Origin of the sequence: Piscinibacter defluvii (assembly GCF_004011805.1) — a bacterium.
GTDB lineage: Bacteria > Pseudomonadota > Gammaproteobacteria > Burkholderiales > Burkholderiaceae_C > Piscinibacter > Piscinibacter defluvii.
On sequence record NZ_RCHJ01000003.1, the window covers coordinates 475,815 to 497,303 of the forward strand.

18 protein-coding genes and 1 tRNA gene are annotated in these 21,489 nt (G+C 68.7%); 13 read left to right on the forward strand and 6 right to left on the reverse strand.

Going from position 1 to position 21,489, the window contains the following annotated elements; translation table 11 throughout:
* Window positions 1-10 precede the first annotated feature (10 nt).
* From D9C15_RS11715 to D9C15_RS11745, 7 genes are all read left to right on the forward strand, one after another.
* Window positions 11-889 (forward strand): alpha/beta fold hydrolase, encoded by an 879-nt coding sequence (locus D9C15_RS11715; protein ID WP_127997619.1) that lies wholly within the window; start codon window positions 11-13, stop codon window positions 887-889.
* Window positions 886-3,123: a RelA/SpoT family protein gene (locus D9C15_RS11720; RefSeq protein WP_127997620.1), complete on the forward strand. Its 2,238-nt coding sequence runs from the start codon at window positions 886-888 to the stop codon at window positions 3,121-3,123. The genes D9C15_RS11715 and D9C15_RS11720 overlap by 4 nt, the downstream gene beginning before the upstream one ends.
* Before the next feature lie 33 nt (window positions 3,124-3,156).
* Window positions 3,157-3,233 (forward strand) — tRNA-Val (locus D9C15_RS11725).
* A gap of 102 nt (window positions 3,234-3,335) precedes the next feature.
* Window positions 3,336-4,397, forward strand: coding sequence for a selenide, water dikinase SelD (gene selD, locus D9C15_RS11730; protein ID WP_127997621.1), 1,062 nt, complete (start codon window positions 3,336-3,338; stop codon window positions 4,395-4,397).
* A 91-nt stretch (window positions 4,398-4,488) separates the two neighbouring features.
* Window positions 4,489-5,088 (forward strand): polyhydroxyalkanoate synthesis repressor PhaR, encoded by a 600-nt coding sequence (gene phaR / locus D9C15_RS11735; protein WP_127997622.1) that lies wholly within the window; start codon window positions 4,489-4,491, stop codon window positions 5,086-5,088.
* 22 nt (window positions 5,089-5,110) lie between these two features.
* The gene (gene rimO, locus D9C15_RS11740) at window positions 5,111-6,487 is read left to right on the forward strand and encodes a 30S ribosomal protein S12 methylthiotransferase RimO (RefSeq protein WP_127997623.1); all 1,377 of its coding nucleotides are present in this window, start codon (window positions 5,111-5,113) and stop codon (window positions 6,485-6,487) included.
* A gap of 10 nt (window positions 6,488-6,497) precedes the next feature.
* Window positions 6,498-7,688 (forward strand): PLP-dependent transferase, encoded by a 1,191-nt coding sequence (locus D9C15_RS11745; protein ID WP_127997624.1) that lies wholly within the window; start codon window positions 6,498-6,500, stop codon window positions 7,686-7,688.
* On the opposite strand, the gene smpB is transcribed toward D9C15_RS11745, so the two are convergent.
* A complete protein-coding gene (smpB, locus tag D9C15_RS11750) occupies window positions 7,674-8,132 on the reverse strand; it encodes an SsrA-binding protein SmpB (RefSeq protein ID WP_127997625.1) in 459 nt (152 codons plus the stop codon). The genes D9C15_RS11745 and smpB overlap by 15 nt on opposite strands.
* A 46-nt stretch (window positions 8,133-8,178) precedes the next feature.
* On the opposite strand from smpB, the gene D9C15_RS11755 reads away from it, so the two are divergent.
* Together D9C15_RS11755 and D9C15_RS11760 are read left to right on the forward strand one after the other, a co-directional pair.
* A complete protein-coding gene (locus tag D9C15_RS11755; RefSeq protein WP_127997626.1) occupies window positions 8,179-8,634 on the forward strand; it encodes a type II toxin-antitoxin system RatA family toxin in 456 nt (151 codons plus the stop codon).
* The gene (locus tag D9C15_RS11760) at window positions 8,621-8,929 is read left to right on the forward strand and encodes an RnfH family protein (RefSeq protein ID WP_127997627.1); all 309 of its coding nucleotides are present in this window, start codon (window positions 8,621-8,623) and stop codon (window positions 8,927-8,929) included. The genes D9C15_RS11755 and D9C15_RS11760 overlap by 14 nt, the downstream gene beginning before the upstream one ends.
* Window positions 8,930-8,948: 19 nt before the next feature.
* Here D9C15_RS11760 and D9C15_RS11765 read toward each other — a convergent pair whose 3' ends face one another.
* Window positions 8,949-9,452, reverse strand: a complete 504-nt coding sequence (locus D9C15_RS11765; protein ID WP_127997628.1) for a DUF4124 domain-containing protein — start codon at window positions 9,450-9,452, stop codon at window positions 8,949-8,951.
* A gap of 130 nt (window positions 9,453-9,582) precedes the next feature.
* Here D9C15_RS11765 and guaB point away from each other — a divergent pair, with 130 nt between their 5' ends.
* The 4 genes from guaB (at window position 9,583) to D9C15_RS11785 (ending at window position 15,400) form a co-directional block, all read left to right on the forward strand.
* Window positions 9,583-11,055 (forward strand): IMP dehydrogenase, encoded by a 1,473-nt coding sequence (gene guaB / locus D9C15_RS11770; RefSeq protein WP_127997629.1) that lies wholly within the window; start codon window positions 9,583-9,585, stop codon window positions 11,053-11,055.
* Window positions 11,056-11,057: 2 nt separating this feature from the next.
* Entirely contained in the window at window positions 11,058-12,308 is a 1,251-nt protein-coding gene (locus D9C15_RS11775) for an MFS transporter (RefSeq protein ID WP_240668373.1), read from the forward strand.
* Window positions 12,309-12,312: 4 nt separating this feature from the next.
* Complete coding sequence (guaA, locus tag D9C15_RS11780; RefSeq protein WP_127997630.1) at window positions 12,313-13,896, forward strand: glutamine-hydrolyzing GMP synthase; 1,584 nt, start codon at window positions 12,313-12,315, stop codon at window positions 13,894-13,896.
* Window positions 13,897-14,116: 220 nt separating this feature from the next.
* The gene (locus D9C15_RS11785) at window positions 14,117-15,400 is read left to right on the forward strand and encodes a tyrosine-type recombinase/integrase (protein ID WP_127997631.1); all 1,284 of its coding nucleotides are present in this window, start codon (window positions 14,117-14,119) and stop codon (window positions 15,398-15,400) included.
* 118 nt (window positions 15,401-15,518) lie between these two features.
* Here D9C15_RS11785 and D9C15_RS11790 read toward each other — a convergent pair whose 3' ends face one another.
* The 4 genes from D9C15_RS11790 to D9C15_RS11805 form a co-directional block, all read right to left on the reverse strand.
* Window positions 15,519-16,121: an RES family NAD+ phosphorylase gene (locus D9C15_RS11790; protein WP_127997632.1), complete on the reverse strand. Its 603-nt coding sequence runs from the start codon at window positions 16,119-16,121 to the stop codon at window positions 15,519-15,521.
* Window positions 16,108-16,752 carry an integrase gene (locus D9C15_RS11795; protein ID WP_127997633.1) on the reverse strand — a complete coding sequence of 215 codons (645 nt, stop codon included), beginning with the start codon at window positions 16,750-16,752 and terminating at the stop codon, window positions 16,108-16,110. Before D9C15_RS11795 ends, D9C15_RS11790 begins: the two co-directional genes overlap by 14 nt.
* 486 nt (window positions 16,753-17,238) lie before the next feature.
* Complete coding sequence (locus D9C15_RS11800; RefSeq protein WP_127997634.1) at window positions 17,239-20,013, reverse strand: conjugal transfer protein TraG N-terminal domain-containing protein; 2,775 nt, start codon at window positions 20,011-20,013, stop codon at window positions 17,239-17,241.
* Window positions 20,014-20,037: 24 nt separating this feature from the next.
* Window positions 20,038-21,477 (reverse strand): conjugal transfer protein TraH, encoded by a 1,440-nt coding sequence (locus tag D9C15_RS11805; protein ID WP_127997635.1) that lies wholly within the window; start codon window positions 21,475-21,477, stop codon window positions 20,038-20,040.
* Window positions 21,478-21,489: the final 12 nt, after the last annotated feature.

The following is a 21,489-nucleotide window of genomic DNA, read 5'->3' on the forward strand; positions in this document are numbered from 1 at the left end:
TGACTGCGCCATGACCGCCCCCGCCGCCGAACCCCGCCTGGCCCACGTGCAGTGCCTGGACGCCCGCGGCCTGCACCGCATGGCCTACTGGGAATGGGGCGCGCGCGACAACCCGCGCGTGCTGCTGTGCGTGCATGGCCTGGCCCGGCAGGGGCGCGACTTCGACGTGCTGGCGCGCGCCCTGAGCACCGAGTACCGCGTGGTCTGCCCGGACGTGGTCGGGCGCGGGCGGTCCGACTGGCTGGCCGACCCGGCCGGCTACGTGATCCCGACCTACGTGGCCGACATGGTGACGCTGATCGCGCGGCTCGACGCGGCCGAGCTGCACTGGGTCGGCACCTCGATGGGGGGGCTGATCGGCATCGGCCTGGCGTCGCTGAAGGACTCGCCGATCCGCCGGCTCGTGATCAACGACGTCGGGCCGGCGATCCGCGCGGAAGCGCTGCAGCGCATCGCCGGCTACCTCGGTCAGCCGCTGCGCTGGTCGAGCGTCGACGAGGCGACCGACTACCTGGTCGGCATCTCCGCGCCGTTCGGCCCGCACACCCGCGAGCAGTGGCTGGCGCTGTCGCGGCCCATGCTGCGCCCCGACGGCGACGGCTACAAGCTGCACTACGACCCGGCCATTGCCGTGCCCTTTCGCGCCGTCACGCCCGAGATGGCGGCAGCCGGCGAGGCGATGTTGTGGCGGTCCTGGGACGCGATCACCTGCCCGACGCTGCTGCTGCGCGGCGCGACCAGCGATCTGCTGGCGCAGGAGACGGCGATCGCGATGACGCAGCGCGGGCCGCGCGCGCGGCTGCACGAGTTCGAGGGCGTCGGCCATGCGCCGATGTTCCAGCAGCCCGATCAGGTCGAGGTGGTGCGGGCGTTCCTGCTCGGGCCATGAAGACGGCGCTCGCGGACGCCCCGGTCGACGCGGCGCCCATCGTTCAGCTGGCCGATGTGCCGGCGCAGCGCACGCCCGGCGAGGCGGATGCCGCGCAGGTCGGGCGTGCGCGTGCCTTCGCCGAGCCGCTGCTGGCCGGCCGCGCGCTCGACACCGGCGAGGACGCGCTCGAGCATGCCGACGGCGTGGCCGCGATCCTGCAGGCCATCGGCGCCTCGCCGGCGATGCAGGCAGCGGCCTACCTCGTCTACGCCGGCGACTGGCTCACCCGGCCGGAGGAGGTGGTCGAGAAGGCCTTCGGCGCGTCGTACGCCAGCCTGGTGACGCACACCCGGCGCCTGGTGCAGATCCAGCGCGCCGCACGCGAGGCCCAGGTCGGCCCGGCCCAGCGCGCCGAGCAGACCGAGCGGGTGCGCAAGATGCTGCTCGCCTTCTCGCGCGACCTGCGCGTGGTGCTGCTGCGCCTGGCCTCGCGGCTGCAGACGCTGCGCTGGTTCGCGGCCAGCAAGCAGCCCTGCCCGGGGCCGCTGGCGGGCGAGTCGATGCAGGTCTTCGCGCCGCTGGCCAACCGGCTCGGCATCTGGCAGATCAAGTGGGAGATCGAGGACCTGGCGTTCCGCTTCCTCGAGCCGGCGCAGTACCGCCAGGTGGCCCGGCTGCTGGACGAGAAGCGGGTCGAGCGCGAGCAGCGCGTCGAGGCCTTCCGGCGCCAGCTCGAGGCCGACCTGGCCGCCCACGGCATCCGCGCCGAGGTGCAGGGCCGGCCCAAGCACCTCTACAGCATCTGGAAGAAGATGCGCGGCAAGGGGCTGGACTTCGCGCGGGTGTTCGACGTGCGCGCGATGCGCGTGATCGTCGCCGACGTGCCGGCCTGCTATGCGGTGCTGGCGCGTGTGCACGAGCTGTACCGGGTGGTGCCGGGCGAGTTCGACGACTACATCGCGCGGCCCAAGCCGAACGGCTACCAGTCGCTGCACACGGTGGTGCTGGACGACGACGGCCGGGCCGTCGAGGTGCAGATCCGCACGCGGGCGATGCACGAGCATGCCGAGCACGGCGTGGCCGCACACTGGGCCTACAAGGAGGCCGGTGCCAAGGGTTATGCCGGCGTCAGCGCGGGCAGCGACTTCGATGCCCAGGTGGCCGAGGCGCGCAAGGCGGTGCTGCGCCAGCTGCTCGCCTGGGAGCGAGATTTCGTCGAGCGCGGTGCCGAGCCGGGCGTGTTCGACGACCGGATCTACGTCTTCACGCCGCAGGCCGCGGTGGTGGAACTGCCGGCCGGTGCCACGCCGATCGACTTCGCCTACGCGCTGCACACCGACCTCGGCCATCGCTGTCGCGGGGCCAGGGTCGACGGCGCGATGGTGCCGCTGAACACGCAGCTGCTCAACGGCCAGACCGTCGAGGTCATCGCGATCAAGGAAGGCGGCCCGTCGCTCGACTGGCTCAACGGCGAGCTCGGCTACCTGCAGAGCTCGCGTGCCAAGGCCAAGGTGCGGGCCTGGTTCAACGCGCTGGCGCAGCGCGACACCATCGCACGCGGCCGCGAGGCGGTCGAGAAGCTGCTGCAGCGCGAGGGCCGCACGGCGATGAAGCTGGACGACCTCGCCGCCCAGCTCGGCTTCCGCAACGCCGACGCCTTGTTCGAGGTGGTGGGCAAGGACGAGTACTCGCTGCGCAACATCGAGAGCCTGCTGCGCCCGGCCGAGCCGCCGCGCCCGCCGGACGAGGAGCTCTTCGCGAAGAAGCCGCGCGGCGAGGGCGGCGGCGCGCGTGGCGGGGTGCTGGTGGTGGGCGTGGAGTCGCTGCTGACCAGCCTGGCGCGCTGCTGCCGCCCGGCGCCGCCGGACCCGATCGCCGGCTACGTGACACGCGGCAAGGGCGTGGCGATCCATCGTGCCGACTGCAGCAACTTCCGCCAGATGGCGCAGCGTTCGGCCGAGCGCGTGATCGCGGTCGAGTGGGGCACGCCCCGCGGCGACCGCACGGCGCTGTACCCGATCGACGTGGTCGTCGAGGCGGCCGACCGCCAGGGACTGCTGCGCGACATCTCCGAGGTGTTCGCCAAGGAGAAGATGAACGTGATCGGCGTGAAGACACAGACGCTGAAGGATTCGCGCGGCGGCACGGCGTGGATGACCTTCACCGTCGAGCTGAGCGACGCCGCACGCCTGGCGCAGGTGCTGGGCCAGGTGGCGCGGGTCCCGGGGGTGCGGGGTGCACGCCGCAAGTGAGCCGCGGGATCGCTGCTATACTGCTGGGCTCTTAGGCGCGTAGCTCAGCTGGTTAGAGCACCACCTTGACATGGTGGGGGTCGTTGGTTCGAGTCCAATCGCGCCTACCAGATCTGGTAGAGAGACCCGCAGAGTCTTTGCGACATGTTGGCAGAGGGCCCGGCAGCGATGTCGGGCCCTCTTGTTTTGCCAAGCGCACGGAGCCCGCCGCGATGAACGCCCCCGACAAGTCCGCCGAACCGCGCCTGACCACGCTCTCGCACGGCGGCGGCTGCGGCTGCAAGATCGCGCCGGGGCTGCTCTCGGAGATCCTGCGCGGCAGCGCCGCGCTGCCGGTGCCCGAGGAACTGCTGGTGGGCATCGAGACGTCGGACGACGCCGCGGTCTACAGGCTCAACGACGAGCAGGCGCTGGTCGCAACCACCGATTTCTTCATGCCGATCGTCGACGACCCGTTCGACTTCGGCCGCATCGCCGCCACCAATGCGATCAGCGATGTCTATGCGATGGGCGGCCGGCCCATCCTGGCGCTGGCGCTGGTCGGCATGCCGATCAACGTGCTGTCCACGCGCACCATCGGCCGCGTGCTCGAGGGCGGCGCATCGGTGTGCCGGGCCGCGGGCATCCCGATCGCCGGCGGCCACACGATCGATTCGGTGGAGGCGATCTACGGCCTCGTCGCGCTCGGGCTGGTGCATCCGCAACGTGTCAAGCGCAATGCCGACGCACGTCCGGGCGACCGGCTCGTGCTCGGCAAGCCGCTCGGCGTGGGCGTGATGTCGGCCGCGCTGAAGAAGGACAAGCTCGACGCCGACGGCTACGCGCAGATGCTGGCCACCACCACGCAGCTCAACACGCCGGGCCCGGACCTGGCCGCGCTGCCGGGCGTGCACGCGCTGACCGACGTCACGGGCTTCGGTCTGGCCGGGCATGGCCTCGAGCTGGCGCGCGGCGCGCGCTGCGAATTGCGCATCGACTGGGCCGAGGTGCCGCAGCTGCCGGGCGTGCGCAGCCTGGCGATGCAGGGCTTCGTCACCGGGGCCTCGGGGCGCAACTGGGCCGGTTATGGCCACGAGGTGGTCCTGCCCGAGGGCTTCGCCCCCGAAGACCGGGCGCTGCTGACCGACCCGCAGACCAGCGGGGGCCTGCTCGTGTCCTGCGACCCCGCCGCGGTCGACGCGGTGCTGGCCACGTTCCGCCGTCACGGCTTCGCGCAGGCCACGGTGATCGGTGAGGTTGCGGCAGCCGCCGCGCCACGCCTCGTGCTGCGCTGAGCGGCGGGGGGAAACCCGGCCAGGGTGCTCAGGCGGGGCTCACTAGAATGCCCGCTGGCCGGCCGGGTGCCGGCCGCAAGGAGTCTTCTGCATGGTTGCTTCCCGTCGTCCCGCCAAGGTCCCCACGGACGCGGCTGCCGCCGCGCCGGCGGCCGACGACGCGAACACCCGCGTGCTGAAGAAGTATCCGAACCGGCGCCTCTACGACACGCGCAACAGCAGCTACATCACCTTGGCCGACGTCAAGCAGATGGTGCTCGACGGCCAGAGCTTCGTGGTGCGCGACGCCAAGTCGGGCGAGGACCTGACGCGCAGCATCCTGCTGCAGATCATCCTCGAGGAGGAGACCGGCGGTGTGCCGATCTTCTCGACCCAGATGCTCTCGCAGATCATCCGTTTCTACGGCCACGCGATGCAGGGCATGATGGGCTCGTACCTCGAGAAGAACCTGCAGACCTTCACCGAGATCCAGCACCGCCTGGCCGAGCAGTCCAAGACCCTGTACGACCCGAAGGCCATGTCGCCCGAGATGTGGACGCAGTTCCTGCAGGGACAGGCGCCGGTGGTGCAGGGGCTGATGGGCAACTACCTGGAACAGTCGAAGAACATGTTCCTGCAGATGCAGGAGCAGATGGCCAAGCAGGCCGAGACGCTGTTCCCGGGCATGGGGCCGCTGTCGGGCAAGCGCTGAGCCGTTCGGCGAAAATCGCCGGATGAGCAACCCCACCACCGGCGGCGCGCCGAAGATCGGCTTCGTCTCGCTGGGCTGCCCCAAGGCGCTGACCGATTCCGAACTGATCCTCACGCAGCTGCGCGCCGAGGGCTACGACACCTCCAAGACCTTCGCCGGCGCCGACCTGGTGATCGTAAACACCTGCGGCTTCATCGACGATGCGGTGAAGGAAAGCCTGGACACGATCGGCGAGGCGCTGGCCGAGAACGGCAAGGTGGTCGTCACCGGCTGTCTGGGCGCCAAGGCGGGCGAGGGTGGGGCCAACCTGGTGCGGCAGATGCACCCCAGCGTGCTGGCCGTCACCGGACCGCATGCCACGCAGGAGGTGATGGATGCGGTGCATGCGCACGTGCCCAAGCCGCACGACCCGTTCGTCGACCTGGTGCCGCCGCAGGGCGTGAAGCTCACGCCGAAGCACTACGCCTACCTGAAGATCAGCGAGGGCTGCAACCACCGCTGCACCTTCTGCATCATCCCCAGCATGCGTGGCGACCTGGTCTCGCGCCCGGTCGGCGAGGTGCTGGCCGAGGCGCAGCGGCTGTTCGAATCGGGTGTGAAGGAGTTGCTCGTCATCTCGCAGGACACCAGCGCCTACGGGGTCGACGTCAAGTACCGCACCGGCTTCTGGGACGGCAAACCGGTGAAGACGCGCATGACCGAGCTGTGCGAGCAGCTCGCCACGCTGGCTGAGCGGCACGGCGCCTGGGTGCGGCTGCACTACGTGTACCCGTACCCGCATGTGGACGAGATCCTGTCGCTGATGGCGCGCGGCGGCATCCTGCCCTACCTGGACGTGCCGTTCCAGCATTCGCACCCGGACGTGCTCAGGCGCATGAAGCGCCCGGCCAGCGGCGAGAAGAACCTCGAACGCCTGCAGCGATGGCGCGTGGCCTGCCCCGAGCTCGTGGTGCGCAGCACCTTCATCGCCGGCTTCCCGGGCGAGACCGAGGCCGAGTTCGAGCACCTGCTCGAGTTCCTGCGCGTGGCGCAGATCGACCGCGCCGGCTGCTTCGCCTATTCGCCCGTGCAGGGCGCCGCGGCGAACGAGCTGCCGGGCATGCTGCCGGCCGAACTGCGCGAGGAGCGCCGGGCGCGCTTCATGGCCGTGGCCGAGCAGGTGTCGGCCGACAAGCTGCGCCGGCGCGTGGGCGCGACGATGCAGGTGCTGGTGGACTCGGCGCCCGCGCTCGGCCGCCAGGGCGGGGTGGGGCGCAGCTACGCCGACGCGCCGGAGATCGACGGCCGGGTGCGCCTGCTGCCGCCGCAGAAGGCGTCGAAGACGCTGAAGGTGGGCGAGTTCACCCGTGCACAGGTGGTCGCGGCCGAGGGCCATGACCTGGTCGCCCAGCCGATCTGAGCCGCGCCCGATGGACGAGATCAAGCCCGATACGGCCACCGCGCTGATCCACCACCCGTACCAGCCGCCGGGCGGTTTCGTCGCGCCGCAGGTGCCGGTGCACAAGGCCTCGACGGTGATCTTCCCGAACGTCGCGGCACTGCGCGCACGCGACTGGAAGAGCAAGGCCGGCTACACCTACGGCCTGCACGGCACACCCACCGCCTACGTGCTCGAGGAGCGCATCGCCACGCTCGAAGGCGGCCTGCAGTCGCAGCTGGTGCCCAGCGGGCTGGCGGCGATCGCGCTGGTCGACCTGGCCCTGCTGAAGAGCGGCGACGAACTGCTGATCCCGGAGAACGCGTACGGCCCGAACCGCGAGCTGGCGCGCCAGGAGCTGGCGCGTTTCGGCATCGCGCACCGCGTCTACGACCCGATGGACCTCGCCTCCTTCGAGGCGGCGCTCGGACCGGCCACCCGGCTCGTGTGGCTGGAAGCACCCGGCTCGGTGACGATGGAGTTCCCGGACCTGCGTGCGCTCGCCGCCCGGGCGCGTGCCCATGGCGCGCTGGTGGCGCTGGACAACACCTGGGGCGCCGGCATCGCCTTCGATGCCTTTGCGGTCGGTGCCGACATCAGCGTGCATGCGCTGACCAAGTACCCCTCGGGCGGCGGCGACGTGCTGATGGGCGCGGTGACCACGCGCGACGATGCACTGCACCTGCGCCTCAAGGGCTCTCACATGCGCATGGGCTGGGGCGTCGGCGCGAACGATGTCGAGACGGTGCTGCGCTCGCTGGCCACGCTGCCGTTGCGCTACGCGGCGCAGGACGCTGCGGGCCGCGCGCTGGCACGCTGGTGGCAGGCGCAAGCCTGCATCGCGCAGGTGCTGCACCCCGCGTTGCCCGGCTCCCCCGGACACGAGCACTGGAAGGCGCTGTGCACCCGCGCCGCCGGGCTGTTCTCGGTGGTGTTCGACGAACGCGTGCCGCACGAGCGGGCGATTGCCTTCGTCGACGCGCTGCGCCTGTTCAAGCTCGGGTACTCGTGGGCCGGGCCGGTCAGCCTCGCGGTGCCGTACGACCTGTCCCTGATGCGGCCCCGGCCGGCCTGGAAGGGCCTGCTGGTGCGCTTCTCGATCGGACTCGAGGCGGTCGACGACCTGATCGCCGACTGCGCGCAGGCCCTGCGCGCCGCCGGCCTCGACTCAGGCCTTGCTTGAGACCTTCTGTCTCATCAGGCGACCCTTTTCGCGCTCCCAGTCCTTCTTTTTCTCGCTCTCGCGCTTGTCGTGCTGCGCCTTGCCCTTGGCCAGCGCGATCTCGGCCTTCACGCGCCCGCCCTTGTAGTGCAGGTTCAGCGGCACCAGTGTGAAACCCTTCTGCTCGACCTTGCCGATCAGGCGCCGGATCTCGTCCTTGTGCATCAGCAGCTTCTTGGTGCGGTCGGCCTCGGGGTGCACGTGCGTCGAGGCGCTGCGCAGTGCGTTGATGCGGCAGCCGATCAGGTAGAGCTCGCCGTCGCGGATCATCACGTAGCCGTCGGTCAGCTGCACCTGGCCGGCGCGGATTGCCTTGATCTCCCAGCCCTCGAGCACCACGCCGGCCTCGAAACGTTCTTCGATGTGGTAGTCGTGGAAGGCGCGGCGGTTTTCGGCGATCGACATGGAGAGCAAGTGGGGCCGGAAGCCGCCCATACAATTTCCTCATTGTATGAAGCACGTGAAGAAGTCCGTCCTGCTGTGGTACTCGCCACGCGAGATGTACACGCTGGTGACCGCCGTGCACGACTACCCGAAGTTCCTGCCCTGGTGCGAGCGCGCCGAGGTGCTGGAGCACACCGAGCAGGGCATGACCGCCCGGCTGCACCTGCACTACGCCGGCGTGCGCCACGCCTTCACCACGCGCAACCGGCACGAGACCGATGCGCTGGTCGAGGTCGACCTGGTCGACGGTCCGTTCTCGCTGCTCGAGGGCCACTGGCGCTTCGTGCCGCTGGCGGTGCCGGGCGACCCGGACGCGCAGGCCTGTCGCATCGAGTTCGAGCTGCGCTACGCCTTCAGCAGCCGCGCGCTGGAGGCGGTGGTGAGCCCGGTGTTCGACCGTGTGGCCAACACCTTTGTCGACTCCTTCGTGCGGCGTGCGGAGCAGGTCCATGGCGCCCGCTGAGCCCTTCGGCGTCAGCGTGGCCTACAGCCCGTGCGGCGGCGAAGTCGACGAAGTGTCGCTGACCATGCCGCATGGGGCCACGCTGATCGATGCCATCCGCGCCAGTGGGCTGCTGGCGCGCCATCCGGAGATCGACCTGGCGGTGCTGCGCACCGGCGTCTGGGGCCGCGTGAAGCCGCACGACACGCCGCTGCGCGAGCGCGACCGCGTGGAGATCTACCGGCCGCTGACGGTGGACCCGAAGGAGGCGCGGCGACTGCGGTACCGCAAGGACCGGCACCGCCCGGCGCGCTGAGGGGCGCGCGCTTGCCTACTCAGGGCTTGCAGTCGGAGGCGATCGCTTCCTGCGCGCGCTTGACCTCGGCGGCGCGGGTCGTGTCGTCGATGATCTCGCGCTCGCCCTTCTCGTTGATGCGCGCCATGCGCTGACCGCTCTCGAGCGAGCGCACATGCGCCTTGGCGCGCAGGCAGTTCTCGGCCTTGGCGGCGGCGAGCTTCTGCTCCTCGGCCCGGGCCTTGTCGGCCTGTTCCTTCTCGGCCGCCTTGCGCTTGGCCTCGAGCTCGGGCTCCTTGCCCGCCGGTGCGGGCGGCACCGCCGACGCGGCCGAGGCCGCGGGCGCGACGAAGGCGGGCGCCTGGCGCGCCACGGCCGCGGCCGGGCGCTGCAGGATGTCCTTCTCGGGCACCCCGTTGGGCGGCGGCAGGTCGCTGTACTGGATGCGGCCCGCGTTGTCGCGCCACTTCCACTGGGCGGTTGCCGGCAAGGCGACCAGGCTGCCGAGCAGCAGGGCGAGGAGAACGGGCGGAATGCGGCGCATGGGGACGGTGCGGAATGCTCTCTCGCGCGAGTGTAGCGGCCCGTCCCTGTGTGCAGGGGCGCACAGCCGTGCCAAAGCGTGCCGTGCTGCACGCTCCCTATAATCCGCTTTTGCGTCTGGAGCCTGCCTCATGCGCCTTCTCGGCAAAGCGCTCACCTTCGACGACGTGTTGTTGGTGCCCGCCTTCTCCCAGGTGTTGCCGCGCGACACCAGCCTCGCCACCCGACTTTCCCGCCGCATCAAGCTGAACCTGCCGCTGGTCTCGGCGGCGATGGACACCGTCACCGAAGCGCGCCTGGCGATCACCATCGCCCAGGAAGGCGGCATCGGCATCGTGCACAAGAACCTGCCGCCCAAGCAACAGGCGGCCGAGGTGGCCCGCGTCAAGCGTTACGAGTCCGGTCTGCTGAAGGACCCGATCACCATCTCGCCGGGCGTGCCGGTGCGCCATGTGATCGAGCTGTCGAAGCAGCACGGCATCTCCGGCTTCCCGGTGGTCGACGAGGGCCGCGTGGTCGGCATCGTCACCAACCGCGACCTGCGCTTCGAGACCCGGCTCGACGTGCCGGTGCGCGAGATCATGACCCCGCGCGAGCGCCTGATCACGGTGCGCGAGGGTGTCTCGGTCGAGGAGGGCAAGGCGCTGATGCACAAGCACAAGCTCGAGCGCGTGCTGGTCGTCAACGACGCCTTCGAGCTGCGCGGCCTGATGACGGTGAAGGACATCACCAAGCAGACCAGCTTCCCGAACGCCGCGCGCGACGACTCCGGCAAGCTGCGTGTCGGCGCCGCGGTCGGCGTGGGCGAGGGCACCGAGGAACGTGTCGAGCTGCTGGCCAAGGCCGGTGTCGACGTGCTGGTGGTCGACACCGCGCACGGTCACAGCCACGGCGTGATCGAGCGCGTGCGCTGGGTGAAGAAGAACTTCCCGCAGGTCGACGTGATCGGCGGCAACATCGCCACCGGCGCCGCCGCGCTGGCGCTGGCCGAGGCCGGCGCCGACGGCGTGAAGGTCGGCATCGGCCCGGGCTCGATCTGCACCACCCGCATCGTCGCCGGCGTCGGCGTGCCGCAGATCACCGCGATCGACAACGTCGCGAAGGCGCTTCAGGGCAGCGACGTGCCGCTGATCGCCGACGGCGGCATCCGCTACTCGGGCGACATCGCCAAGGCCATCGCCGCGGGCGCGCACGCGGTGATGATGGGCGGCATGTTCGCCGGCACGGAGGAGGCGCCGGGCGAGGTGATCCTCTACCAGGGCCGCAGCTACAAGAGCTACCGCGGCATGGGCTCGATCGGCGCGATGAAGGCCGGCTCGGCGGACCGCTACTTCCAGGAGAACGACGAGTCCGCCAACCCGAACGCCGACAAGCTGGTGCCCGAGGGCATCGAGGGCCGCGTGCCGTACAAGGGCTCGATGGTCTCGATCGTGTTCCAGATGGCCGGCGGCATCCGCGCCTCGATGGGCTACTGCGGCTGCTCGACCATCGAGGAGATGCGCAGCAAGGCCGAGTTCGTCGAGATCACGTCGGCCGGCATCCGCGAGAGCCACGTGCACGACGTGCAGATCACCAAGGAAGCGCCGAACTACCGGCTGGAGTGAACGTGGCCGAGGCGACCGGCACGGCGCGCCGCCAGGCGTCCATGCCCTTCATCCTGTTGACGGTGCTGCTGGACATGGTGGCGATCGGCCTGATCGTGCCGGTGCTGCCGCTGATCGTCGGCACCTTCACCGCGTCGCCGGCCGAACAGACCTTTTGGTTCGGCGTGGTCACCTTCTCGTTCGGGGTGGCCAACTTCTTCGCCGCACCGGTGCTCGGGGCGCTGTCCGACCGGTACGGGCGGCGCCCGGTGCTGCTGCTGGGCTTCTGCGGCCTGGCGCTGAGCTTCATCGTCACCGGCATGGCCACGGCGCTGTGGATGCTGATCGTGGTGCGCCTGTTCAGCGGCGCGATGCAGGCCAACGCCGCGGTGGCCAACGCCTACGTGGCCGACATCACGCCGCCGGCCGAGCGGGCGCGCCGCTTCGGCCTGCTGGGCGCGATGTTCGGGCTCGGCTTCATCCTCGGACCGGCACTGGGCGGCGTGCTGGGGGCGATCGACATCCACCTGCCGTTTTTCGTGGCCGGCGCGCTGGCGATCGCGAACTGGCTGTACGGCTACTTCGTGCTGCCCGAGTCGCTGCCGGCCGAGCGGCGCCGGCCCTTCGATGCGCGCAAGGCGAATCCGTTCTCGGCCCTGAAGCAGCTCGGCGCGCTGCAGGGCGTCGGCCCGCTGGTGGTGGTGATTGCGCTGGCCAACCTGGCGCAGTTCACGCTGCATTCGAGCTGGGTGCTGCACAACCACTTCAAGTTTGGCTGGGGTCCGGCGGAAAACGGCTGGTCGCTGTTCGTCGTCGGCCTGGTGTCGTTCTTCGTGCAGGGCGTGCTGTTGCGCCACCTGCTCAAGCGCTTCTCGCCGCAGCGACTGGCCGGCATCGGGCTGATCGCCTCGGCGCTCACCTACCTCGGCTTCGGCCTGGCCACGCAGGGCTGGATGATGTACGTCGTGATCGTCGTCGGCACCATCGCCGGCGGCGGTGCACAGGCCTCGATCCAGAGCCTGGTCTCGAACGCGGCGGATCCGCAGAACCAGGGCCAGACGGCCGGCTCGGTGGCCTCGCTCACCAGCCTGATGGCCGTGCTCGCGCCCACGGTCGCGGCGCCGCTGCTCGGCCTCGTCTCGCACCTGCCGCGCGGCGACGTCTGGATCGGGTTGCCGTTCTTCTGTTGCGCGCTGCTGCAGGCCGTCGGCGCGACCGTCGCGATCTCCCACTTCCGCCGCCAGCGGGCGCTGCACCCGGCGCCTGCCCTCTGACCCCATGCACGACAAGATCCTGATCCTCGATTTCGGCTCCCAGGTCACGCAGCTGATCGCGCGGCGCATCCGCGAGGCGCATGTCTACTGCGAGATCCATCCGAACGACGTCTCGGACGACTTCATCCGTGCCTTCGCGCCCAGGGGCATCATCCTGTCGGGCAGCCACGCCAGCACCTACGAGGACCAGGACCTGCGCGCGCCGCAGGCCGTGTGGGAGCTCGGCGTGCCCGTGCTGGGCATCTGCTACGGCATGTTCACGATGACGGTGCAGCAGGGCGGCCAGGTCGAGGCGAGCAGCCACCGCGAGTTCGGCTACGCCGAGGTGCGCGCGCACGGCCACACCCGGTTGCTCGACGGCATCGAGGACTTCCGCACGCCTGAGGGCCACGGCATGCTGAAGGTGTGGATGAGCCACGGCGACAAGGTCACCGCGCTGCCGCCGGGCTTCAAGCTGATGGCCTCCACGCCGAGCTGCCCGATCGCCGGCATGGCCGACGAGTCGCGTGGCTACTACGGCGTGCAGTTCCACCCCGAGGTGACGCACACCGTGCAGGGCCGTGCGCTGCTCGAGCGCTTCGTGCTGCAGATCGCGAAGGCGAAGCCCGACTGGATCATGCGCGACCACATCGAGGAGGCCGTCGCGAAGATCCGCGAGCAGGTCGGCCGCGAGGAGGTGATCCTCGGCCTGTCGGGCGGTGTCGATTCGAGCGTGGCCGCGGCGCTGATCCACCGCGCGATCGGCGAGCAGCTGACCTGCGTGTTCGTCGACCACGGCCTGCTGCGCCTGGACGAGGGCAAGGCGGTGATGGAGATGTTCGAAGGCCGCCTGCACGCGAAAGTGGTGCACGTCGACGCGAGCCCGCAGTTCCTCGGCCACCTCAAGGGCGTGAGCGACCCGGAGATGAAGCGCAAGATCATCGGGCGCGAGTTCGTCGAGGTGTTCCAGGCCGAGGCCCGCAAGCTCGCCGGCGCGAAGTGGCTGGCGCAGGGCACGATCTACCCCGACGTGATCGAGTCCGGCGGCGCCAAGACCAAGAAGGCCACAACGATCAAGAGCCACCACAACGTCGGCGGCCTGCCCGAGACGCTCGGCCTGAAGCTGCTCGAGCCGCTGCGCGACCTGTTCAAGGACGAGGTGCGCGAGCTCGGCGTGGCGCTCGGCCTGCCGCCGGAGATGGTGTATCGCCACCCGTTCCCCGGCCCGGGCCTGGGCGTGCGCATCCTCGGCGAGGTGACGCGCGAGCACGCCGACCTGCTGCGCCGCGCCGACGCGATCTTCATCGACGAACTGCGCGCCTTCACCGACCCGGCCACAGGCAAGAGCTGGTACGACCTGACCAGCCAGGCCTTCGCCGTGTTCCTGCCGGTGAAGAGCGTCGGCGTGATGGGCGACGGCCGCACCTACGAGCACGTGGTGGCGCTGCGCGCGGTGCAGACCAGCGACTTCATGACCGCCGACTGGGCCGAGCTGCCCTATGCGCTGCTGAAGAAGGTCAGCAGCCGCATCATCAACGAGGTGCGCGGCATCAACCGCGTGACCTACGACGTCTCGAGCAAGCCGCCGGCGACGATCGAGTGGGAATGATCTAACCTCGTTTCAGGTCGTTCCATGCAGTCCCACTTCCCCCTGAAAATCCAATCAGGGCAGTGACTTAGCGTCTCACCCGGTTTCAACTCGCCTCAGCAAAGCACCGTGATTCTGGCGGTGTTGCTGGCGGTATCGAAGAGCCGGCCCTTGGACGACCCCATCCGGTACCGTCAAATGTCCTGACGGTATCGGTTGTCGGATCCGCCAGGGGAACACGATGCTCACTGACATGAGGTTGAGGGCGCTCAAGCCCACAGGAACGATCTACAAGGTTGCCGATCAGCAGGGGCTGTACGTCGCCGTCACGCGCACCGGCGTGGTGAGCTTCCGGTTCGACTACCGGATCAACGGTCGCCGGGAAACCTTGGTGCTGGGCCAGTACGACTCGACGCTCGGCGCCAAGAAGCCACGAGATCCTGATGAGCTGGACTACGGCATGTCCTTGACCTTGGCCGAGGCACGACTGCTGATGACGCGGGCGCGTCGATCCGTGGAACGCGGCGAGAGCCCGTCGCGCGACAAGGCGGAGAAGCGTGTCGAGGCTGCGGAAGCCTTGACATTCGGCAGATGGGCGGAGAAGTACTTTGCCGAGACCAAGCTGGCCGAGTCCACCCGGGCGATGCGCAAGTCCATCTACGACCGGAACCTGGCGGCAGAGTTCGGCCGATTGAAGCTGGAGGAGATCACTCCAACGCGCCTGATGACACGGTGCGAAAGAATCAAGGAACGGGGTGCTGCTGCTCCCGCCGTTCACACCCGAGAGATCGTTCTTCAGGTCTTCCGATTCGTCCAGGCGCGCGGCTTGAAGATCGACAACCCAGCGGAGGCGATCAGGCCCAGCGCGATCGCTACGTTCAAGGCGCGGGACAGGGCCCTTTCACCGTCCGAGATCCATGTGTTCTTCGCTGCACTCGAGCAGACGGCGACCCTGCCCACGCTGCGTCTGGCCATCAAGTTCATGCTGCTGACGCTGGTGCGCAAGTCGGAGTTCATCGAGGCGACGTGGGGCGAGGTGAACTTCGATACGGCCACGTGGACGATTCCGAAGGAGCGCATGAAGGCCGGGCGGCATCACAACGTCTATCTCAGTCAACAGGCCCTGGACATCCTCGTCGCCTTCAAGACCTGCTTTGGCGCGAGCTCGTATCTGCACCCCGGACGTTACGAGACCACCCTGCCCATCAGTGCGGCCACGTTGAATCGAGTCATCGACGTGACGGTCGGACTCATCCGTGATCGGGGCGAAGACTTCGAACCCTTCACGGTGCATGACCTGCGCCGGACGGCCAGTACCTTGTTGCACGAGGCTGGCTTCAACAGCGACTGGATCGAGAAGTGCCTTGCTCATGAGCAGCGGGGTGTGCGTGCGGTCTACAACAAGGCGGAGTACGCGGAGCAACGACGCACGATGATGCAAAGCTGGGCCGACATGCTGGATGAGTGGATCCGGAACGGCGGCAACGTAGTTCCCATTCGACGCCAAGCGACTGCGCTCGCGTGAGCGCCCCCATCTCTCTCGGCTGCCCTGTGTCATCGCGGCCAGCGGGCAGCCAAGGCGCTTCGCACCCCGCTCCGATGGACCATGCGCATAGGCAGGGGCCGTGGTTGGCCAGTGAACCTCAAACGGGCAAGACGAAGACTTGGTACCTGGTGAGAAACGACGGCCAGTCGGCGTGGTCGCGCAGCGCGATGTCGTCGACGAGCGAGAGCTTCGCGGCTGCACGGTCGAACAGGGCGGCGCACGCGGCCGGGTGGTTGTTGCGGGAAGGGTAGAGAACGCCGTCGAATCGAGGCGCGCCATCCCGCTCGGCGAGCGCGTGTACCAGCGAAGCGATGCGCTGCGTATGAACGTAGCGACGGCTGGCCAGCTGGGACAGGTTCAATCCGAACTGCGATGCCATCACGCCGGGCGCGGTGAGATCGGCAAGCGACAGCGGCTCGAGGACGCCGATCGCCCTGACCATGCGCGCGTACACCTCGGTTCGCGTGATCACGCGCTTGGCGCGGCGGCTCCAACGGTGCTGGCGGAAGACCGACTCCATGAGCGCGGTTGCCAGGTCGAAGCCGACGTAGAGCGTGCCAAACCGGAGAGTCCGGTCGTCGTAGCGATTGCCGCCCGAGCGGCCGAAGTGAAGGGCCGTGCCGCGATACGCTGACCTGCTGATGTGCTGGAGAAGTTCTCCCGCAGGAATGATTCGGGACGGAACATCAGGCGTCGGCACGGCCGTGCTCCGCCGGCTGCACGCCGAGCGAAGCAAGCACGACGCGCGTAACAGCGTCGACGTTGCCTCGATTCGCGCTCGCCGCCGGAGATTTGCCGCCAAGGGCTTCACAGGGCTCCGCCAGGGCGCGGTACACCGTCCAGGCGTCGACATCTTCCGCAGCCTGGAGCACGGTGCGCGTCAACTGCAGGCCTGGTGCCTCCAACTGCCAATCGGGAATGCGCTGGCCTCGACGGCCGACGTCCAGCGCAAGCAACCTGCGTGCGGTGATGTCCTTGTAGATCTGCTGGCGGGACTTGTGGGCCAGGCGCACGAAGTCGGACAGAGGCAGGTTGTGCGGTTGCTCGAACTCGCGCAGCAGTTCAGCGCGGCCTCGCTGGATGTCGGCGGCCGTCGGCGACCAGGAGGTGCCCGCGCGCAGCGACGCGGCCTTCCGGCCCAGCGTTTCGGTCAGGGGTGTCGCCTCGGCGACCACGTTCGTGGCAGCCGCCACCTTCTCTCGAACAAGGCGGTCGAGTTCGAAGAGGAATGCGCCACGGTCGCGAATCGTGACCGCCTTGTCGAAGCGGCGAACTTCCGTCGGGGTGACAAGTGGTTGGTTCAAAGCTGATGCCGCTTGTGCCTTGCGCATGGCGAACTCCGCGTACGCACTGAGATGCGGCAGAGTAGTCTCGTTTGTCTCGTATGTCAACTTTGACAATCTATCCGGTGGTGCGGTGCAGTGGCGAATCTCTGCGCACCGGTACGTGGCCGCCCCCGGGCATTGCAACGGCGGGCCATCGGCGCTACCTTGCGAACCAGAGGCATGGAATGCTGCGGAAGGCTATCTTTCTCACTCTCGTCGGGGTTGGCACCCTGGTTGGCGTTGTCGCTGCGATCAACGGGGACTGGGGTCTTCGCGTGGTCATGGCAGGGCTTGGCGCGCTTGTCGGGGCTGCATTGGGTGGCGCCGCGATCAGGCTTGGGCGACGAGCCACGGAGCGCCGAGAGATTCCAGGCATGGGCACGACGACGGCAGACATCGCGGCCAACTTCTGGCGCGACAAGGGCCGTCCACCCATGTAGGCCAACGAGAGCCCAGGCTCGGCGCAAATGGTTCGTCAACCCCTGCCGCTTTCTACTTCTTCCTGAGCACTCCTTTCACCGCGTCCTTGGCCTCGTCCAGAGTGGCCCCGGCATCGGCCGCAACCTGGCGCCCGGACTGGAGAAGCAGCGACTTCTTGGTAGAGACGGTGCCGTCTGCTGACCGCCTCACTTCTGTCTCGGCGTCGAATCCTCGGCGCGACCGGTCCGTTTGCTCGCGGATGGCTGCCCCACCCAGGCCGACCTCCGGTCTGATGCTGGGTCCCGCCTGCTCGGAGATGGTTGGGGGGGCGCTTCCGAGTCCGCGCGAAACGGCGCCGCGGTTCTGGGCATTGCGCGCGGCCAAGTCGGGATTCAAGGCGGGATCGGACGCCGACGCGGCCCACTGATCGCGCAGATCCTGGAAGGATGCGGGTAGTGCGGCTCCGTCGGAGAAACTGCGCGACGGACGAAGCCCCTGCCGCGCCAACTCCGCGTCGAGCAATGTGGCAGCCGCCGCGCTGTCGCCGCCGTAGCGCTCGGCGTAGCGCAGGAACATCGCGAGGTTGTAGGGATCCTGAGCGATGTCGACGGCGATGGACTCGCCTCGCTCGCGCGCCACGGAGACGCGCTCAGCCAATGCGCTGCGCTCGCCGTACGAGGCCTGAGCCTGCTGGGCTCGCGACGCGGTCGTCGCGAGGCGGCTCCCCAGTTCCCGTGCCTGGCGCGCATCGTCGGACATCGCGCTGACCAAGGTGGCGTCACGCGAGACGCGATCTCCAAACTGCTTGAACTCGGCGATCTGGTCGCTTGTCATGGATCCAAGCACCTTCCTCTGCTCCGCGGAGAGGCCGCTCATGTAGGCCTTGTCCGCGCTGGCATCGACCTGCGCTCCCGCCACACCCGCGTTGAAGCCGAGGCGGCCGGAAGCGCCGAACGCGATACGCGCGACCTGCGACTGGGTGAGCCCCGTGTCGTCGGCGACGCTCTTGGTGATCTGGTCCAGCCGCGTCAGCGTCTCGCCCAGTTGCTCGAAGCTGCTCGTCGACGTGCCCGACGAACTGCGCGAGGACTTGAGCTTTGCCAGTCCCTTGGTGAAAGCCTCGGTCAAGACGGTGGACCGCTCATTGCTCGCGGACACCATCTCGCCCCGCGCTGCGTCGGCTTGACGGCTCGCCTCGGTCACGTCCTGCTCGCTGACCCGCATCGACACCACGCGCGACGCGAAGCCCTGGTTGCGCAGCAGGTTTGCGGCCGTGCGTCCGGTCAGCGCGCTCGACGTGAAGGTGTTGCCGCTCAGATCGCTTTGCCAGGAACTCATGAACGCCGACGTGCGATTCGCTGCCAGCTGCAACTGGTCCATCGCGACGTTGCCCATCGAGACGTTGCCGACGGCGGCTCCCGCCGTGCTGCCGGCCAGCATGCCCTGCAGCCCGGACAAGCCGCCGACGAGGGCGGTGCCGAAGTTCTCCATGCGCTTCAGCGCGGCCCAGGCGATGAAGGGGATGCTGATGGCCAGGTAGCCGACCACGGCCTCGCCGGAGATCGCCCGCGAGTAGATCGTCGACGCGGTCTGCAGTGCCAGGGCCTTGGTACCCGTGCCCAGGTCCGACGCGGCAGCCAGGTCGTAGGCGGCGTACACCGAAGCCATGTAGTTGAGAACCGCGTACAGCGGCGGCCACAACTGGATCCAGATCAGGATGGCCGCGTAGCCCTTGAATGCGATCATCGATTCGCGTCCGCTGGTCAGCAGGAGCAGCAGCACGAAGAGCGGGAACAGGGCGTAGGTGAGCGCCTCGATGACATTGCGGAACACTGGCAGCGACTGTTCTGCCACCTTGCCGTAGTTCATCCAGGTCGCGTTCTGCTGCGCCACCGCCTGCGCCCGGCCGACCGCGAGCACCATCGCCGCCGGGTCGTTCACCTTCTGTCCGATGATGTTGCTGGTGTCGCTGATGGCATTGAGCACGGCGTTCTGCCGGATCAGGTCCGTTGCCGTCGCGGCCGCATTCGCGATGCTGTTGCGGATGTAGGCCTGCTGGATCTGGCCGGCGATCGCGGCGGTCGCCGCCGCGCTCGGCAGCGTGGGGTTCAGCTGGAAGGCCAGTCGGCCCTCTATGCGCGTGACCTGCGCCGGCAGGCGGCCGTTCAGGTTGCCGTAGATGTTGGGGCAGGTATCGACCGTCACTGCGGCGCCAGAGCCAGTCACCGTGCTGAAGCGGGCCGGGTTGGGCGTGGCCATCAGCGCCCAAACGTCGTCGGAGGTGGAGAACGCGGCGGGATCGACGGTGCCGTCGATCAGGTCGTACATCGTGCAGTTGTGGATGAAGTTGATCAGGTCGGTGCGGAAGGTGGGGTCCTGGAACACCACGTTGCCGGTCTCGCGGATCAGACGGTTGCCGAACATCAGGCCGTTGCGTTCGTAGCTCAGTTCCGCCGGCATCGCGCCCGCGCCGGGGATGACCTGGAACGCGGTCTCGAAGAGGCCCGTCAGCGTGTGGCCGATGGTGCTGGTGATGCTGCCGAGCATGGCCACGCCGAAGGGCACGTTGGCGACGACCTTCACCGCCGAGCCACCGGTCTTGTCCACGATGCCCACCGTCACGCGGGGCACGATCAGCACCGAGAACACCAGCAGCACGGTCGCGAGCCACTTCCAGCCCTGCAGCTTGTCCGGGGCGAAGGCATAGGCGAGCAGGGCGGCGATGAAGCCGCAGAAGGCCACTGCCGCGACGGCGGCCATGTAGTCGCTCGACGCATGGATGGCGGCCGCGGCATTGAAGATGCCGAACAGGCTGTCCGCGTTCTGGTAGGCAAAGATCTCCCACATGGCCGCCTCGAGGATCGGAGCAGGCTACCGCGCCACGTAGGCCGCGCGCTGCCCCAGCATGTCCATCACATGCTGCGGCATGCTCGAGCGCAGTTGCCGTTCGAGTTGTTCCAGGTGGCTGGAGACGGCGCGGAACGACCCGACCTTCTGGTATAGCAGGTTCTTCTCCTGCGACAACTGCAGCAGCATGGCCTGGGCACGCTGGCGCACCTGGTTGGCGAGTTCACGCTGGCTCTGCTGCAGCGTGTAGTCCTTGTCGAGCGCGGCCATCCCGAGCCGCAGGTTCCGCTCGAGGAAGACGTAGGCATAGTCGGCCGCGATCACATCGCGGTACTGGCCGATCAGGCTGTCGGCCAGCCCCGAGCCGGGAATCGTCGCACCGATCGACAGCATCCGGTACACCGGCTCGGTGGTCTGATTGACGAAGCCCACCTCGGCGGAGTTGTTGGGGATCGCGGTGCGCGTCGCGATCTTGTCGGCGATCGACCGCATCATGGTCTCGACCCGGGCCGTGAAGGGCGTGTGCGTGTAGCCCGTGTTCAACGTGACGACGTCGCAGTTCGTGTAGTCGTTGCAGCGCAGCAGGTGCTGGGTGACGCTGGTGCCGGTCGCGGCCGCCTGGCCGTAGAGCAACTGGCTGATCGAGGTGATTGTCGGCGGCACGGGCTCCGGGTCGCGGTTCGCGCTCTCCGGATGGAAGATGACGGTGCCGACGATGCTCATGATCAACTCGCGCTCGGCATCGTCCAGAGCCGTGCCGGTGCGCTGCAGTGCCTTCCAGGTGAGGTTGCCGACGAAGGGTGCTTTGTTGCGCACATTGGGATCGGTGGAGCCGCGCGCCGAGGCCAGGATCCCCGGCCGGTCGCTGGCACAGCGGCGCCGGGCCGCATCGCGGTCGCTCTCCAGCCCCATCTCGATGGCCAGGTCGGCGCAGGCCTCTTGCGAGCTGTAGCCCGTGGCCTCGGCCGCCGTGCTGACGATGGCCTTGGCGGTCTCGCAGGAGTTGATTCGCGCGTTGTTGATCCAGGTCTCCAGGCCCTTCGCCCACTTGGTCAGGCCACCCAGCAGCGGCGAGACCGACTCCAGCGCGAGCTGGAAGGCAATGCCGGGCAGCGCTGCCGTGATGTTGCGCAGCATGTTCTTGAACTCCTCGGCGGAGATGTGCGAGAACGAGCCGCCGAAGACGTCGATGCCGCCGCAGCCGGCCTTGGCGCTGGGGAACTGGATCGCGGCGAGCTGATAGACCTTGTTCGGCGAGCGCATGAACAGGCTGCCGCCGGTGTAGGTGTTGAAGGTCTGACCGCGAAACGCGCCCGGCGCGGTGTAGTTCCCGATCGTGCCGAGGTTGCTGAACATCGTGTTCACCTCGGCATTGAGGTCGCCACTCCGTGCGGATCCGGCGTGCAACACGGTGGCCAGGGCGACGATGACAGCGCAGGTGCGCTGGGACGGGCGGTTGGACATGACGATCCTCCT